General features: G+C 64.5%; 17 protein-coding genes. 5 read left to right on the top strand and 12 right to left on the bottom strand.

Annotated elements, in window-relative coordinates; all coding sequences use genetic code 11:
• Positions 1 to 38: 38 nt before the first annotated feature.
• The gene (locus U5775_RS27165) at positions 39 to 1,547 is read right to left on the bottom strand and encodes a sodium:solute symporter family protein (protein ID WP_322061198.1); all 1,509 of its coding nucleotides are present in this window, start codon (positions 1,545 to 1,547) and stop codon (positions 39 to 41) included.
• Entirely contained in the window at positions 1,544 to 1,828 is a 285-nt protein-coding gene (locus tag U5775_RS27170; protein ID WP_322061199.1) for a DUF3311 domain-containing protein, read from the bottom strand. Before U5775_RS27170 ends, U5775_RS27165 begins: the two co-directional genes overlap by 4 nt.
• A 234-nt stretch (positions 1,829 to 2,062) precedes the next feature.
• Between U5775_RS27170 and U5775_RS27175 the strand changes: the two genes are divergently transcribed.
• The 3 genes from U5775_RS27175 to U5775_RS27185 are packed head-to-tail and all read left to right on the top strand — an operon-like array spanning position 2,063 to position 4,031.
• On the top strand, positions 2,063 to 2,602 hold the full coding sequence (locus U5775_RS27175; RefSeq protein ID WP_322061200.1) for a helix-turn-helix domain-containing protein: 540 nt from the start codon (positions 2,063 to 2,065) through the stop codon (positions 2,600 to 2,602).
• A gap of 17 nt (positions 2,603 to 2,619) precedes the next feature.
• Positions 2,620 to 2,982, top strand: coding sequence for a TIGR04076 family protein (locus U5775_RS27180; protein ID WP_322061201.1), 363 nt, complete (start codon positions 2,620 to 2,622; stop codon positions 2,980 to 2,982).
• The gene (locus U5775_RS27185) at positions 2,982 to 4,031 is read left to right on the top strand and encodes an aldo/keto reductase (protein ID WP_322061202.1); all 1,050 of its coding nucleotides are present in this window, start codon (positions 2,982 to 2,984) and stop codon (positions 4,029 to 4,031) included. The genes U5775_RS27180 and U5775_RS27185 overlap by 1 nt, the downstream gene beginning before the upstream one ends.
• Positions 4,032 to 4,133: 102 nt before the next feature.
• On the opposite strand, the gene U5775_RS27190 is transcribed toward U5775_RS27185, so the two are convergent.
• From U5775_RS27190 to U5775_RS27210, 5 genes are all read right to left on the bottom strand, one after another.
• On the bottom strand, positions 4,134 to 4,916 hold the full coding sequence (locus tag U5775_RS27190) for an ABC transporter substrate-binding protein (protein WP_322061241.1): 783 nt from the start codon (positions 4,914 to 4,916) through the stop codon (positions 4,134 to 4,136).
• 200 nt (positions 4,917 to 5,116) lie between these two features.
• Positions 5,117 to 5,899, bottom strand: a complete 783-nt coding sequence (locus tag U5775_RS27195; RefSeq protein ID WP_322061203.1) for an ABC transporter substrate-binding protein — start codon at positions 5,897 to 5,899, stop codon at positions 5,117 to 5,119.
• A 65-nt stretch (positions 5,900 to 5,964) separates the two neighbouring features.
• On the bottom strand, positions 5,965 to 7,401 hold the full coding sequence (locus U5775_RS27200) for an NAD(P)/FAD-dependent oxidoreductase (protein ID WP_322061204.1): 1,437 nt from the start codon (positions 7,399 to 7,401) through the stop codon (positions 5,965 to 5,967).
• Positions 7,398 to 7,694, bottom strand: coding sequence for a (2Fe-2S)-binding protein (locus U5775_RS27205; protein WP_322061205.1), 297 nt, complete (start codon positions 7,692 to 7,694; stop codon positions 7,398 to 7,400). The genes U5775_RS27200 and U5775_RS27205 overlap by 4 nt, the downstream gene beginning before the upstream one ends.
• A complete protein-coding gene (locus tag U5775_RS27210) occupies positions 7,687 to 8,811 on the bottom strand; it encodes an FAD-dependent oxidoreductase (RefSeq protein ID WP_322061206.1) in 1,125 nt (374 codons plus the stop codon). The genes U5775_RS27205 and U5775_RS27210 overlap by 8 nt, the downstream gene beginning before the upstream one ends.
• 149 nt (positions 8,812 to 8,960) lie before the next feature.
• On the opposite strand from U5775_RS27210, the gene U5775_RS27215 reads away from it, so the two are divergent.
• Positions 8,961 to 9,875 (top strand): LysR substrate-binding domain-containing protein, encoded by a 915-nt coding sequence (locus tag U5775_RS27215; protein ID WP_322061207.1) that lies wholly within the window; start codon positions 8,961 to 8,963, stop codon positions 9,873 to 9,875.
• Between the two features lie 35 nt (positions 9,876 to 9,910).
• Here the strand turns inward: U5775_RS27215 and U5775_RS27220 are convergent, their stop codons facing one another.
• The 5 genes from U5775_RS27220 to U5775_RS27240 form a co-directional block, all read right to left on the bottom strand.
• Positions 9,911 to 11,590 carry an ABC-F family ATP-binding cassette domain-containing protein gene (locus tag U5775_RS27220; protein ID WP_322061208.1) on the bottom strand — a complete coding sequence of 560 codons (1,680 nt, stop codon included), beginning with the start codon at positions 11,588 to 11,590 and terminating at the stop codon, positions 9,911 to 9,913.
• Positions 11,591 to 11,723: 133 nt separating this feature from the next.
• Positions 11,724 to 11,948 (bottom strand): hypothetical protein, encoded by a 225-nt coding sequence (locus U5775_RS27225; protein ID WP_322061209.1) that lies wholly within the window; start codon positions 11,946 to 11,948, stop codon positions 11,724 to 11,726.
• Between the two features lie 274 nt (positions 11,949 to 12,222).
• Complete coding sequence (locus U5775_RS27230) at positions 12,223 to 12,426, bottom strand: cold-shock protein (RefSeq protein WP_065065051.1); 204 nt, start codon at positions 12,424 to 12,426, stop codon at positions 12,223 to 12,225.
• 385 nt (positions 12,427 to 12,811) lie between these two features.
• The gene (gene rpsU / locus U5775_RS27235) at positions 12,812 to 13,024 is read right to left on the bottom strand and encodes a 30S ribosomal protein S21 (RefSeq protein ID WP_322061210.1); all 213 of its coding nucleotides are present in this window, start codon (positions 13,022 to 13,024) and stop codon (positions 12,812 to 12,814) included.
• Between the two features lie 201 nt (positions 13,025 to 13,225).
• Entirely contained in the window at positions 13,226 to 14,050 is an 825-nt protein-coding gene (locus U5775_RS27240; RefSeq protein WP_322061211.1) for a helix-turn-helix transcriptional regulator, read from the bottom strand.
• A gap of 222 nt (positions 14,051 to 14,272) precedes the next feature.
• On the opposite strand from U5775_RS27240, the gene U5775_RS27245 reads away from it, so the two are divergent.
• Positions 14,273 to 16,501 carry a TonB-dependent siderophore receptor gene (locus U5775_RS27245; RefSeq protein WP_322061212.1) on the top strand — a complete coding sequence of 743 codons (2,229 nt, stop codon included), beginning with the start codon at positions 14,273 to 14,275 and terminating at the stop codon, positions 16,499 to 16,501.
• The last annotated feature ends 12 nt before the right edge of the window (positions 16,502 to 16,513 follow it).

Below are 16,513 nucleotides of genomic sequence, written 5' to 3' on the forward strand. Positions count from 1 at the left end.
TCGTTCTGGTCTTTTTGCTCTTAGGGTCACGGCGAGGGTCACGGCGCGACGTTGGAGCCGCGCACGGCGTCCGCGGCCAGCGGTGTGCAGGGAAAGGCCACCGAGACGGCGCGTGAGGACGGCATGGGTGTCAGCAAGCTGGCGGCGCAGGTCACTGCCGCGTTGATCAGCATGGCGATCAGGCCCGGCTCCCATTGCGGCACCGCACTGGCCCAGAAGTGGGCCGCGAACGGCGCGAGTAGCGCGACGAAGCCGGCGACGAGACCCGCGAGCACGCCAGTCGCCGTCGTCCTGCGCCAGAGGAAACCGAGGAACACGCCCGGCGCGAGCATGCCGATCGCCGAGTAGGCATCCAGCAGGATCTTGACGAGCGAGCCCTTCTGGCTGATCGAGAGCCAGACGGCAAACGCCGCAAAGACGATCAGCGAGCCGCGCGAGAGCCTGAGCGCCGTGCGTTCGCTGAGATCGCGCCGGAACGGGCCCACCACGTTGCGCGTGAAGATCGAGCCCGCGGTGAGCAGCAGCAGCGCGCCCGGCGCCAGCGCCAGCAGGAAGCCCGTGCCCGCGACGATTCCCACGATGGGCGCCGGGTAGCGCTCGGAAACGAACTGCAGCAGCGCGGCGTTGAGGTTGTTGCCCGGCGGATGCGTGCCGGCAATCAGCGCGGCAAAGCCCAGCGCGATGATGAAGAAGTAGGCGAGCGAGTAGAGCGGCTGCCAGATCGCGTTGCGGCGGATTGCCGTGCCGCTCTGCGCCGTGTACGAGATCTGGAACAGGTGCGGGAATACCCAGTTGCCGAACGCGATGTTCAGCGCCGACGTGAGCAGCCACACGGCCGTGGTCGGCGAGCTTGCGTCGAGCCCCGGCAGGCGGCCGATGCCCGGATGCTGCTGCTCGGCAACGCGGAAGATGTCGAGCAGCGAGGCGGCGCCGACCTTGCTCGCCACCGTCGCGCAAAGCAGCACGACGACGGCGATCATCAGCACGTCCTTGACGCCCGCCGCGAAGGCCGCCGAGCGCACACCGGCAACGAACACGAAGACCACCATGACGAGGCCCGCGATCAAGGTCGCGACCGGTGGGGAGACGAGTCCATCGAGCGTGAGCTGGACGATCAGGCCGAGGCCGACGAGCTGGATCTGCACATAGACGATCAGCGAGGCAATGCCGATCACGCCGGTCACGATGCCGAGCCATCGCGCGTCGTAGCGCGCGGCGAAGAAGTCGGCCTGGGTCACGAGCCGCTGCGCGCGTCCGGCGCGCCAGATCTTCGGCATCAGCCAGTAGCCCAGCGCATAGCTGAGCGAGACGGAGCAGAAGGCGAGGTAGGCCGGCGCGCCGAGCGCCCACGCATAGCCTGAAATGCCGAGCACGGCAAAGGTGGTGTACACCTCGCCCGCGTTCATGAACCAGAACACGACCGTGCCGAGACTGCGGCCGCCAACGGCCCAGTCGGCGAGCGTGCGGCCTTTGCGGGTACGGCGGCCATAGCGGATTGCGCCGCTCACGGTGGCCAGCAGAATCGCCAGTACGATAGCCAGCTTCACGGTGCCTCCTCCCCAACAGACGCGGCGGAGGTGGCCGCGATGAAGGCCGCTTCTTCCTGCTCGACGCCGTGCGCGCGATCGAGATGGAAAACGATCGCGATGAGCACGCTCGTCAGCACGATGCCTGCCATTTGCCACAACATCGGAAACGGCAGGCCGAACGGCGCCCAGGCGATATCGTTGACCGCCGGCGCGAGTCCCGCCTGCCAGATGAAGGGAATCGTCAGCAGCCAGCGGTAAGTGCGGCGCGCGGGAACGGCCGCACTCCGGATTCCATCCATGACCAATCTCCTGTGTAGTTAAGCTGCACAATCTAGCGTCTCGTGTGCACCTAGTATGCACAAATCTGAGCTAAAACAAAAAAGAAACATGCCTTTGATGGCACCACGTTTACCCGTAAATATACGGCACAACTGCGTACATTACTGTAGGCAGCCACGGATTGACGCCGCGCAGAATGTGTATCTATACTGCACACATGCGTATGATGGAACTGCACGACATAGAGGTGAAGAATGATAGGCGAACGGCTTAAGGAACTGCGCACGTCGCATGGCATGTCGTTGCGGCAACTGGCGGAGCGAGCCGACGTTTCCGCAACGCTGCTGAGTCAGATCGAGCGCGCCGTCACCGATCCCAGTCTCGAAACCATGCGCCGCCTGGCGGGCGTGTTCGGCGAATCGGTCGCCTCGCTCTTTGCGGAGTCGGCGGCGTCCTCCTCGGTTTCGATCAGCCGGCCGGGCAATCGCTCGATGCTGATTTCGCCGAAGGGGCGCGTGACCTACGAACGTCTGACGCCGGGCAATGGCCAGCTCGAAGTGCTCCGGGCCGTGCTGCAACCCGGAGAGATGTCGGCCGACGAGCCGCGCGGCCATCCGTCCTCGGAATGCGTCTACGTGATCGCGGGCGAACTGGTCGCGCAGATCGACGGTGTCGACTACACGGTGGCGGCCGGCGAGAGCGTTTCGTTCGACGCGCGCTTGCCGCATCTTTATCGCAACGCTTCATCGTCGCCCACGGAAATCATCCTGTCGGTGACGCCGCCCAATCCCTGAGCCATCGAGCCAACGCCATGCCCCATTCCGATTCCCCATCCGGCGAATTCACCCTCTATGACCTGCGCGTGGAAGTGGTCGCGCCCGAAGGCGCGAAGCTCCATTGCGGCGCGAAGGTCGGCGACTTCTTCGAACTCCGCGGGGAAATGCTGCATCTGCCGCCGGGGCAGGGGTTCTCCCTCTACTCGCTTGCGGCATTGCTCCCGCTGCTGCCGGCCAAGCAGCGCGCCACGGACCCGAGCGACTGGATGTCGACCGATGCCGAAGTGGCCTGCCCCGATCCGAATTGCCCATCGCGGTTTCGCATCTCGCGAGTCGGCACGCGACGCTTTCGTCACGCCGACACCACAGCAGTCAGACTCACCAACGAGGGAAATTGATGGTCCAGATACCTACGACCGAGCTCGCACCCGGCTACGCGATTTCGCGACTGATCAAGGGCGGCTGGCAACTCGCCGGCGACCACGGGGAAGTCGACCGGGCTGGCGCGCTTGCCGATATGGCCGCTTATTACGAGGCCGGCGTGACGGCGTTCGATTGCGCCGACATCTATACCGGCGTGGAGGAAATGATCGGTGCGTTTCGCAAGAGCTATGGCGAGCGCCACGGAACGGGCAGCCTGGACCGGCTGAAAATACACACCAAGTTCGTTCCCGATCTTTCAGTATTGCAAACGATCGGCCGCAAGGACGTCGAGCAGATCATCGACCGCTCGCTGGCGCGGCTTCAGGTCGAGCGGCTGGATCTGGTGCAGTTTCACTGGTGGGATTACTCGGTGCCGCGCTATCTGGAAGTCGCGAACTGGTTGCGCGAGCAACAACGTGCCGGCAAGATCGACCAGTTGGCCGCAACGAATTTCGACACACAACGCGTTGCCGAACTCGTGGACGAAGGCATTCCGCTCGTCAGCATGCAAGTCCAGTATTCGCTGCTCGATCGCCGCCCGGCGCGGCAGCTCGCGCCCTATGCGGGCGAGCATGGCATCCGGCTTTTGTGCTACGGCACCGTAGCCGGCGGCTTCCTGTCGAAGCGCTGGCTGGGCGCCGCCGAGCCCGTTGAAATCTCAAACCGCTCGCTCGTCAAGTACAAGCTCATCATCGACGACTTCGGCGGCTGGGACCTGTTCCAGGCGCTGCTCGAAACGCTGGAGCGCATTGCGCTCAAGCATGGCGTATCCATTTCGACCATCGCCACGCGCTGGGTGCTCGATCAGGACGGCGTGGCGGCGGCCATCGTCGGCGTGCGGCGCGGCGACCATCTCGCGGAGCACACGAAGGTATTCGGCGTTTCGCTCGACGACGACGACCGGCAGGCACTGGCCGCGATTCACGCGCAGAGCCGGGAACTCGACGGTGACGTCTACAGCCTCGAAAGAGACATACACGGACGCCACGGCCGGATCATGAAATACGAGTTGAACAAGACCTGAAATGCGCGGAGGGGAGTTCGAAATACGGGCGAGCAATTGCCCGTATTTCGATAACCTCGATCGACAAGCTCGACAAGCGGAATCACGAGGTTAATTCGCGACTTATTTCCCGTAGATATCGAAATCGAAATACTTCCGGGCAACCTTGTCGTAGCTACCATCCTTGTGCATATCGGCAAGCGCCTGATCGATCTTCTGCTGCAGATCGGTGTCTTCCTTGCGCATGCCGATGGCCGTGCCATTGCCGAGAATCTTCGGATCGTCAAGCGCGCCGCCGACGAACGTAAAGTCCTTGCCGCGCGGCGTATTCAGGAAGCCGAGATTGGCATGTACCTGATCCTGCACGGACGCATCGAGCCGGCCCGAAATCAGGTCCGCATAAACAAGATCCTGGTTCTGGTAGGGGACGATCGTAGCGCCAGCCGGCGCCCAGTGCACGCGCGCATAGGTCTCCTGAATAGAGCCTTGCTCCACGCCAATCCGCTTGCCCTTCACACCTTCCGGCGTGGGCAGGACCGTCGATCCCTTTCTCGCGACCATGCGGTCGGGCGAGTGAGCGACCTTGGTCGAAAACGCGATCTGCTGCTCGCGTGCAGCGGTTTTCGACATCGTCGACAGAATGGCGTCGAATTTGCGCGCCTTCAGCGCCGGGATCATACCGTCGAAGTCCTGCTCGACCCATACGCATTTTGCGTGCAGGTGCTGGCAAATTTCGTTGCCGAGGTCGATGTCGAAGCCAACGAGCTGGCCATCGGGCGCTTTGGATTCGTACGGCGGATAGCTTGCGTCGACGCCGAAGCGAATCGTGGACCAGTCTTTTGCCTGCGCGCCGGTGGCCGATACGGCAAGCAGGGCAGCGATCAAGGCCGCCGGAATTCTTTTCACTTCAATTCTCCATGGGATACGGGAAGGGTATTTTGTTGCGCGGATATTATTTTGCGGTCGCACGAGATTATCCAGTCGGTATGGCTTTGTCAAATTCCCCATAACGGGTTTGCCATAGCGGATCCCGCGGCGTGGCGCCGAGTAAATCGATGGGGGGATAAGGACTGCAAAGCGTCCTTTATCCGCACCGTCCTGACCGCTCAATTCCCGTACATATCGAAGTCGAAATACTTGGCCTGAATCTTGTTGTAGGTGCCGTCGGTGCGGATCTGCGCGATTGCCCGGTTGAGTGCCTCGCGCAGGTCGGCATCCGATTTGCGCACGCCCGCGGCGTCTCCGTTGCCCATGATCTTTGCGTCGTAGACGGTCCCGCCCACGAACGCGAAGCCCTTGCCTCGAGGCGTCGAGAGAAAGCCGAGCTGGCCTTGCACAGCATCCATCAGCACGCCGTCCACGCGCGCATTGACGAGATCGGCATAGGCCTGGTCGTAGCTCGGGTAGGGCACCACTTCGACGCCGGAGGCCGCCCATTTTTCGCGAGCGTAGGTCTCCTGAATCGTGCCTTGTTCGACTGCGATGCGCTTGCCGGCGAGCTTCGCGCCTTCGGGCAGCAGCCCGGAGCCGGCGCGTGCGATCAGGCGCGTCTGGTTGCGGTAAAGCCGGTCGGTGAAGTCGATCTGCTGGCGCCGCTGCTCGGTCGCCGCCATCGACGAGAGGATCACGTCGAACTTGCGCGCCTGCAATCCGGGAATGAGGCCGTCGAAGCTGCTGGAAACCCACACGCATTTGGCGTCGAGCTTCGCGCACAGGGCGTTGCCGAGATCGATGTCGAAGCCCTTCACGCTGCCGTCGGTCGCGGTCGATTCGAAGGGCGGGTAAGTGGGATCCACGCCGATGCGTATCGTGGTCCAGTCTTTGGCCGAGGCGAACGAGGCGAAGGCCATTGCGGCGGCCGGGAGCAGAATCGCGATGCGCATTTTCATGGTTAGTCTCCGTAGGTGTGGGGCGGGGCGGCGTAATAACGGCGGCAGCGAACGGCGGTGGCGTTTCAGCTCGGAAAATCGCCGCGCCTGAAATCGTCTGCGAGTTCGAGGGCGTCGGCCATCTCGCCGACGGTGATGGGCTTGATGGGCGCTCGAATCCGGTAATGGCCGACCTCGGCGACGTCGCGATGCTGGACTTGCGCAATCAGCTCGCTCACGGTCGTTGCGCACCAGCGGCCCTGGCACGGGCCCATCCCGCAGCGCGTGAAGGCTTTCATCTGGTTCGGCCCCTGGCAACCGAGTTCGGCGAGCCGGCGGATCTCGCCGGCCGTGACCTCTTCGCACCGGCAGACGATCGTCGCGTCGTCCGGGCGGCGCAACGTGACGGGCGGTGTATAGAGCGCATCGAGCAGAGGGCGCACCGCAAGATGGCGTTGCAGTGCGCGCAGCGGCGGGCGCGAGCGCGCGGCTTGCGTGGGTTCGTCAAGCATACCTAACGATCGGGCGATATCGAGCGCCGCGATTTCGCCCGCGAGCGCCGCGGCCTGCGCGCCGCCGATGCCTGCGCCATCGCCGGCAATCCAGATGCCGGGCACGCTGCTGCGGCCATGGCTATCGCATTGCGGACGCCAGCAGGCTGCGTGCGCGTCCCATTCGTGCGCACAACCCACCGAGCGGGCGAGCTGGGTCGACGGGATCACGCCTTGATGCAGCAACACGAGCGTGGTCTCGAGCGTCTGCGCGGTTCCATTGGCGTCACGAAAGCGGACGCGCTCGGCCTGCCCGTTGCCGTCGATTTCGAATCCGCTTGCGTGCCGGTACACGGGAATGCCGGCGCGGCGCACGGCGCGTAGCATGCGCCAGCCTTTGAGCAGATAGTCGGTGGCGCGCAGCGCGGGCAATGCATGTGGTATGGCGCGACGCCAGGCATTGCGCGGTGTCGTATCGACCAGCGCGCGCACGCGCCGGCCCGCGTTCAGCAACTGGGCCGCGAATAGCCAGAGCAGCGGGCCGCTGCCTGCGAGAACCGCATCGTCCGAGGGCGCGAGGCCCGCGGATTTCAGCAGGATTTGCGCGGCGCCCGCGCCCATGACGCCGGGGAGGGTCCAGCCGCGTACCGGCCAGGGACGCTCCTGTGCGCCGGCCGCGATCAGGACGGCCCGCGCGCCGACTTCGAGCGTGCCACCCGACGGCGCGCTTTGCGTCAGCATTGCCACGGGCTCCGGCTCGAACGCGATCTGCCAGACGACGCTGCGCGGCAAATACTGCGCGCCGCTCGCGAGCAGGCCGTCGATCAGCGGGCGCCCCGCCGCGTAATCCTTGCCGAGCCATTGCGCGAGATGCGCGGGCGCGTCGGCGAGACCGCGATAAATCTGGCCGCCCGGCGAGCGGCCTTCATCGGCCACGATGACGCTGAGTCCGGCCGCGCGCGCGGCCGTGGCGGCGGCCATGCCCGCGGGGCCCGCGCCGACGATCAGCAGGTCGCATTGGCGTCGGGTCATGCGAGCCTCGCCTTGCCGTTCATCGCGCGGATCTGCATGCCGTCACGCACCGGCGTCATGCAGGCCTGGACGTTGGGCACGCCATCGATCTCGACGAGGCAGTCGAAGCAGACGCCCATCATGCAGAACGGGCCGCGCGAAGCGCCGCTGACCGCGCTCGCACGACATGCGCTCACGCCGTTCGCGAGCAGCGCGGCCGCAACGTTGTAATGCGCCGGGACGTCGTGCGCGATGCCGTCGATCTGAATGCGCGCGCTTGCGCCGGCGGTGGTGGAGTCGATGGGCTCAAACATGCGGGGCGTCCTGAGGCGCGGTAAAGCGCGCCGTGGTAAAGGCGTGCAGATCGGCGGGCGGCGCACCGCCCGCGATCCAGGGCGCGACGAGGTCGGCATGGACGGCGGCAAGCGTCACGCCGCTGTGGCAGATCGCAACGAAAGCGCCGGGATGGGCGCGCGATTCCTCGTAGACGGGCAGACCGTCGGGCGTCATGATGCGCAGCGCGCCCCACGCGCGCACGATGCGTGCGTGCGCGAGCGCCGGAAAGGCGGTGCGCGCGCGGCGCGCGATATCGGCCATCGCGGCGCGTGTCTGGCCATCGTCGAAGCCGACGTCTTCGGCCGAATCGCCAAGCAGCACGGAACCCTCCTGGGTTTGCCGGACGACGAGCGTGGGATAGGCGAGAAACGGGGCGAGCCGCTCCGTGACCATGATCTGGCCGCGCAAGGGCGAGATGGGCGCGTGAACGTCGACCATCGGCGCGAGCCTGGCGTTGTCGAGGCCGGCCGCGAGCACCACGCGGGCGGCTTCGAGCGGACCGGCGGGCGTGTCGATCTCGAAACGCCCGGCGCGCGGACGGATCTCGCGAACCGTGTTGCGGGGCAGGTAGACACCGCCGCTGGCGAGCAGCGCCTGAAGCAGCGCACGCAGCGTGTAAAGGGGATTGGCATGGCCGTCGTGCGGCGACCAGAGCGCGCCCGCGAGCCGCTCGGACGCGGCGGGCACGCGCTTGCGCAGCGCCGCGCGATCGAGCGCTTCATAAGTGAGCGCGGCGTCGCGGCGGCGCAGCGATTCGAGCAGCGCGCCCGCTGCCTCCAGTTCGGCCTCATGCTCGAAGAGTTCGATGCCGCCGGGGCGCTCGAAGCCGCAGTCCACGCCCGTTTCGCGTTGCAGTTGTGCGGCAAAGGCGCCCCAGCGCTCGGACGAGCACCGCGACCAGCGCGCATAGGGGAGGCAGCGGCTGCCCTTGCCCTGCACCCAGACGAGCCCGAAATTGCCGCGTGCCGCGCGAAACGCGATGTCGTCGCCGTCGCAGACCGCGACGCGCAGGCCTTGACGCGCCACGCCCCAGGCGATGGCCATGCCGACGAGACCGCCGCCCGCTACGACGACGTCGAAACCGCGCGCGGTCATGGCGCGCGCCGGTGCGATCCGGGCGAGGTTTGCGTGTTATATGCCATAGTGGTCCGAAGCCTGGGTTCCTTTTCGTTACGGAACCCATCTTGGGCCACGCAAAATTAGCGGTCCAATACAGCTTGTTCAGCAGCCCATAATCCAATGTTATGAACTTGCCTACGCTCAGAATCCGCCAGATCGAAGCCTTCCGCGCCGTGATGCAGCGGCATACCGTGACGCTCGCGGCGAGGGAGCTGCATATCTCGCAGCCCGCCGTCAGCCGGCTCATTGCCGATCTCGAGGAACGCGTCGGCTTTGCGCTGTTCGAGCGCCAGCCGGGCCGGTTCGCGCCAACGGCGCAGGCGCGCGTGCTTTATGAAGAGGTCGAGCGCGCGTTCGTCGGACTCGATCGCGTGGCGCAGGCCGCGGAGCAGATCCGCGCGATGCGGCTCGGCACGCTGCGCGTGGCGGGCTCGCCCGCTGTCGCGCTCGATCTCCTGCCGGAGATCCTCACGCGCTTCACGTACGCGCATCCCGGCATCGACGTCACGCTGCTCGCGCACAGCGCATTCACGGTCGTCGACAAGGTAGCGTCGGGGCAATGCGACGTCGGGCTCATCGCCGAGCCCGTGCCGCATCCCGCGGTGCGCAGCGAACGGCTGGCGGACGTCGCGATGCGCTGCATCCTGCCACGCCAGCACCGGATCGTGCGCAAGCGCCTCGTGCGGCCGGCCGACTTGCGCGGCGAGCCGTTCATTTCGTTTCCGCCGAGTTTCGAGGCGCGCAGCGCGATCGACCGCGTGTTCGTCGAGGCGGGCGTGACGCGCGTGCTGTCGATCGAGGCGCAGCTATCGCAAACGATTGTCGCGTTCGTGGCGAACGGCGCCGGCGTCGCGTTGATCGATCCGGTGACGGCCGCGTACGCCAGTCATCGCGTGATCGTCAAGCCGTTCGAGCCGCTGGTGCCCGATCATTTCTATCTGGTCACGTCGGCGTTGCAGCCGCTATCGACGCCAGGCGAGGCGTTTTGCGCGAGCGTGCGGGAAAGCTTCGCGCAGATGGACATGCACGTTGGGGGGTAGGGTGAACGCGCGACGTTCCTGCGTCGCGCGGAATCTCAGGCGACAACCTTCTGCGCTGCGTCGGCCTGCTCGCGCATGCGACGGGCTTCGTCGCGCAGGAACTGCTGGTAGTCGTCCAGATCGCCGTCGAAGGGTTCGACGCCGCCTCTCGTGACCAGCCAGAATTCGTCGCAGACGGCGCGCAGCAGAGCCCGGTCGTGACTGACCAGCATCACCGTCCCTTCGAATTCATTGAGGGCCATCGCTAGCGCTTCGCGGGTGGCCAGGTCGAGGTGGTTGGTCGGCTCGTCGAGCAGCAGCAGGTTGGGGCGCTGCCATACGATCATGCACAACACGAGCCGCGCCTTTTCGCCGCCGCTCATCGTGCTCACGGCCTGGTGGACCGTGTCGCCACTGAAGTTAAAGGTGCCGAGGAAGGTGCGAAGCGATTGCTCGGTGCCGCTCTGGCCCGGGGCGCGCAAGTGCGCCGGCGTGTCCCTGGCGAGGCGGATCATGTGTTCCATCGGCGTGTCGAGCGGGCGCAGCACGTCCAGCTCCTGCTGGGCGAAATAGCCGATGTTCAGGCCCTTGCCTTCGCTGATTTCGCCGGCAATCGGCTTCAGCGCGTGCGCGACCGTCTTCACGAGCGTGGACTTGCCCTGGCCGTTGGCGCCGAGAATGCCGATGCGCTGCCCGGCCAGCACGGAACGATTGATGCCCTGCACGATGACCGTCGGCGGCGTGCCCGGCAGGGCGTCAGCCGGCGCGGGGTAACCGAAGCTCGCGTCCAGCATCGACAACAGCGGGTTCGGGACGTTGAGCGGTTCCTTGAATTCGAAGTTGAACTCCGCTTCCGCAAGCACCGGTGCGATCTTCTCCATGCGTTCGAGCGCCTTGACCCGGCTCTGCGCCTGCTTTGCCTTCGAGGCCTTGGCCTTGAAACGGTCGATGAACTTCTGCAGATGGGCGATCTTGTCCGCCTGGCGGGCCACGGCGGCCTGCTGCAATTCGAGTTGCTCGGCGCGCATGTCTTCGAACTTGCTGTAGTTGCCGCCGTAGCGCACCAGTTTGGCGTTATCGACGTGCACCGTCACCTGCGTGACCGCGTCGAGGAATTCGCGGTCATGGCTGATCACGACCAGGGTTCCCTGATAGCGCTTGAGCCAGGCTTCCAGCCAGACCAGCGCGTCGAGGTCAAGGTGATTGGTCGGCTCGTCGAGCAGCAACAGGTCGGACGGGCACATCAGCGCGCGCGCCAGTTGAAGCCTCATGCGCCAGCCGCCGGAGAAGCTGTTGACCGGCTGTTCAAGCTGCGCGGCCGTAAAGCCCAGTCCCAGGATCAGCGCCTGGGCGCGTGCGGGGGCATCGTGCGCGCCGGCGTCGTGCAGGGCCATATAGGCGTGCGCCATGCGCATGCCGTCGTCGCTGGCCTCGGCGGCGGCGACTTCGGCGTGGGCAGCCAGCAGGGCCGTGTCGCCCTCGATCACGAAGTCCGTCGCGCCCTGCTCGGTCTCCGGCATCTCCTGCGCGACCTGGCCCATCCTCCATGCAGCGGGAATCGAGAACTCGCCGCTGTCTTCGTGCAGCGTGCCATTGAGAAGGCCGAAGAAGGACGACTTGCCGGCGCCATTGCGGCCGACAAGCCCGATCTTTTCGCCGGGGGTGAAGGTGACGGACGCGCGGTCGAGCACGACTTTAACGCCGCGGCGCAGCGTGACATTACGGACGGAAATCATAAGGGAGCGACTTCGGAGAGGAATGGCATGATAGCCGACCGGACGTTCACGGCCGGCTTTTTTTGAGCCGCATGCGCTTGGGCGAGCGATTGCGCCCGCTCTGGCGCCAATGACGCGTCAAGCGGGAGCCGCTTTATCCGCGCGTGTCGACCCAGTTGCGTGCCCAGCGTGTCGAGTGCTCGAGTGCCTGTTCTTCGCTCGCGAAGTAGTCGAGCGAATAGAACTGGTAGCAGCCTTCGAATTGCGCGCTATCGGTGCGTTCGAGCAGCAGATTGGATGAAAAACTACCGTCGGGCAAACGATGTGCGGACGGTTGAACGGCATAGCCGTTGTATTGCTGAAAGTGTTTGTTTTGCATTTTAATTTTATTGATATCCGAACGCGCGTGTGTCGTGAGAAACGTACACAGGCGAGCCGATTCAAAGCCATTGCGAGCCGAATCTGGAGCAGTCGGAAAGCGAAAAGGCGTAGAAGCCGAGGGGAAGAGTGAGGTGCAACGAGGCGTATGGCGTCTGGCCAGCTGCCGGATAGATGGGGCAGCCAGGGGCGATCGCGCCAACTTTGGGAGACAACGCTCCGCGATGGTGTCGCTGCAACCCGGCGTCCGTTGTCGGTCGCCGGGTCCTTCAAACTTAGAGCGGCTTGATGTTAGCCGCTTGCAGACCCTTCGGGCCTTGCTTCGTTTCGAAGCTCACCTTCTGGTTTTCAGCGAGCGTCTTGAAGCCGTCGGTCTTGATCTCGGAGAAATGAGCGAAGAGGTCGTCGCCACCCTTGTCCGGGGTGATGAAGCCAAAGCCTTTGCTGTCGTTGAACCACTTAACGGTACCGGTTTCCATGAATAATCCCTGGGAGAAAAATACGAAAATTCGCTCTCTTGAATGAGAGCACATGAAGCGACAAGGAGGGAGAGGACAACGAATACCGCTGGGAAGCGAGCAATTGATGAACAGCAATCGAACTTCTTGACCTTCGGACAACACACTAACCGCGCAGGCGTGTCAGCGTCAAGACTTAACTTGTAACTGTTTCGCCATGCCGCCGTTCAGGTGGTTGACCAATGCGGCCCCGATTGCCTGCCCCTCTCATCAGACATGGCTCACGGCTGGACTGCGCCAGCAGGCGTTCGCCACTCTGTACGGCCTCCTTGCCGACGTTCCGCGTGAGCAAGCCGGGCGATGCGATGGGCGGCCGTTTTATCCGCGCCGCCCGCCGTCGCTTCGGTCAGTAGCGCTTTTTCGGCGGTAACGACCGTTTGATCTGCTTGCGCACACGCGCTACCGCTGCAGCCTTTTTGCGCTTTCGTTCCGCAGTAGGCTTTTCATAGGCTGTCCTGGCACGAAGTTCCGGGATCAGGCCTGTGCGCTCAATGGCGCGACGGAAGCGGCGCAATGCAACGTCCACGGGTTCGTCGGGTTTCAGAATTACAGTAGTCAACTCGTTCCTTGGTTGAGATCCGGCAGGGCTGGGAAGGGCGATGTGGCGCCCTCTCCATTGACAAGGCAGCGATCGGGCGGATCGTGGTGAGCAGCAGCGACGCTTTTGCTTGCACCTCGCTGCGGCACAAGTGTAGCAACTGTCGTCCCCTTTCGCGCAGGCGCTCGAAGCGTGGACGGGCGCCGGCGACCCGGGCACGGCTTATTGCGCCTGCTTCGCGTCGCTCCCCTCCAGACTGCCGCCGCGATTGCGCAGGAAGCGCTGCGGCGTCTCGCCCATCGCGCGCCGGAACATCGTGATGAAGGCGCTGGAGTTGCGATAGCCGAGTTCGGTGGCGATGGTCGAGACCGGCATGCCCTTGGCGAGCCGCGCGATCGATTCCACCAGCCGCAAGCGCTGGCGCCACTGGCCGAAAGTGAGGCCGGTCTCGTCCTTGAAGGCGCGCTCCAGCGTGCTTTCGCTCGCGCCCACGCGCATGCCCCAGTCGTTGAGCGGCGTGTTGTCGGCGGGCGCGTCCATCAGCTGGCCGCAGATCTGTTGCAGGCGGCGGTCCTTCGGCAGCGGCAGCAACCCTTCGGAGGCCAGTTGCGCGTCGCGCATCTCCCGCAGCAGCAGCGGGTCGATCAACGCGGAGCGGCGCTCGGGCTGGCCGTTCTGCTGATCGAGCACGAGCGCCGCCACCAGTTCGTGGAGCAGCGACGAAATCATCAGCACGTGGCAGCTCGGCTCGTCGCGCGGCGCGATGTCGACTTCGAAATAAACCGTGTACATCACTACCGGGCTGACCGCCTGCAACTCGTGCGCGACGAACGGTGCGATCCACAAGCCACGGTATGGGCCGAGCGTCCAGGCGCCGTCGGGCGTGATGACGCGCAGCACGCCGCGCGTCGTGTAGACGAACTGGGGGTGCGTGTGCGAGTGCCAGCTTTCGCTGTCGCCGGTCTCGAAGTCATAGCGTTTGGCGATGACGGGACGCTTGAGATATCGGCGCTGCATACCGTTAAAGCGTTGCCAGATCTCGGTCATTCTGTGAGTTAGCCGGGAATATGTCGATAAACCGTCAGATTTCGACGGCTTCGCGTAACGAATTGACAGGACGTCGGCGAAGTTCAGACCGTATTCTATCGTCCGCATGCCGATTTACGAATGACAACATTAATGATTCTTATTTGTAATTAGGCTTATCTGAAATTTTTGAACAGGGCGGATGGGATGAATCGGGGACGGGTCGGGGAGTCATCGAACCACATGGATAACGACGTGGGCAAAACGCGGCGCATGAAGGTGCGCACGATCACGGCGGTCGTAGCGCTGGCGATCGCGAAGATCGCCGGCGCGCAGACAGCGGCGGCACCCGAGGCAGCGTCGGCACAAGCGGCACAATCGACGCAATCGACGCAATCGACGCAATCGACGCAAGCGGGCCAGCAACTGCCGGCCGTGGTCGTGCAGGGCACGCGCGACACGGAAACGGGCACGGGCCCGGTGGTGGGCTATGTGGCGAAGCGCAGCGAGGCCGGCACGAAGACCGACACGCCGATCATCAAGGTGCCGCAGGCGATCTCGGTCGTCACGCGCGACCAGATGGACGTGCAGGGCGTGCAGAGCGTGGCGCAGGCGCTGCGCTACACCTCGGGCATCAACCCCGAGCAGCGCGGCACCAACACCGACTCGCTCGAATATCTCTATTCGCGCGGCTTCCTGATCGACGAGTTCTGGAACGGCCTGCGCACGCCGGGCCCGAACGGCGGCTTCGGTTACAACGTCACGAGCTTCGATCCGTATATGTTCGAGCGCATCGAACTGCTGCACGGTCCGGCTTCGGTGCTCTACGGCCAGGGCTCGCCGGGCGGCACGCTCAATCTCGTGAGCAAGATGCCGACCGCCACGCCGTACCATGAAATCGGCCTGCAAACGGGCAGCTATGGCCGCATCCAGGGCTTCTTCGATATGAGCGGCCCGCTCGACCAGGACGGCAAGGTGCTCTACCGCCTGAGCGCCGACGGCTTCAACACCGGCACGCAGACCGACTACGTGAACCAGCAGCGCTTCTCGATCGCGCCGACCCTGCAGTTCCGGCCCACGAAAGACACCACGTTCACGATCTTCGCGAACTACCAGTCGGACCCGGAAGCGGGCATCTACAACTCGGTGCCGTACACGTGGACGAGCCGCAGCGAATATCCGGGCGAGCCGACGTGGGACAGCTTCCGCAAGACCCAGGAGTCGATCGGCTATCAACTGGAGCAGCGTTTGAACGACGTGTGGTCGTTCAAGCAGAGTTACCGCTTCCTGCGCAACACGCAGACGATCCAGTACGTGGGCAACGACGGCTTCAATCCCGGCACCGACACGCTCGCGCGCACCGCGTATCTGAACGAAGGCAGCGTGAATTCGCACACCGTGGATAACCAGCTCAACGCGAAGTTCGATACGGGGCCGGTCAAACATAACGTCACGGTCGGTCTCGATTACCAGAACCTGCAGTTCGACCATTATTTCTACGGCAATCTGACTTCCACGCCGGGCCTGCAGGAAAGCAACCCGGTCTACGGACAGACGATCCCGTACCCGAGCTTCATGTTCGCGACGTCGAACGCCACGTCGATCAAGCAACTTGGCGTGTACGCGCAGGATCAGCTCGACATCGGCAAGTGGTCGTTCCTGTTCGGCGCGCGCGAGGACTGGGCCAACGAGGACCAGACCTCGTACAAGACCGGCGCGACCACCACGCAGTTCAACCGCGCGTTCACGTGGCGCGCGGGCGGCACGTACCAGTTCGATAACGGCGTCGCGCCGTACTTCAGCTATTCGCGCTCGTTCCAGCCGCAGTTCGGCAGCTCCTTTAGCGGCGAGGCGTTCGCGCCGCTCACGGCCGAGCAGTATGAAGTGGGCGTGAAGCTGCAGCCGAAGGGCTATAACAGCTTCGTCACGGTGTCGGCGTTCCATCTCACCGAAAACAATGTCGCGACCTCCGATCCGCTCCATAACGGCTTTAGCGTGCTCACGGGCCAGGTGCGCTCGCAGGGCCTCGAAGTGGAAGGCCACGCCAGCCTCACCAATAACCTGCAACTGATCGCGAGCTACACCTATACGAACCTGCTCAACACGAAGAGCAACTCGGCGAGCCTCGACAAGGTGCCGGTGGGCATTCCGCGCAACACGGCTTCGCTGTGGGCCGACTACACGGTCTCGGCCGGTCCGCTCGCGGGCCTGCTGTTCGGCGGCGGCGTGCGCTATATCGGTGGTTCGTATGGCGATACGACGAACTCGTTCATGACCGCGTCGGCGACGCTCGTGGATCTCTCGCTGCGCTACGACCTCGGCCGCCGCTTCTCGAACCTGCAGGGCTGGACCACGTGGCTCAACGTGTCGAACCTGCTCGATCGCAAGTACTTCGCTTCGTGCACCGGCGCGAACTACTGCTACTGGGGGCAAGGCCGCCTGCTGCTGGCGGGCGCGAAATATCAGTGGTGATCCGTCAATCCC

The sequence above is a fragment of the Paraburkholderia sp. J63 genome, assembly GCF_905220245.1.
Taxonomy (GTDB): Bacteria; Pseudomonadota; Gammaproteobacteria; order Burkholderiales; family Burkholderiaceae; genus Paraburkholderia.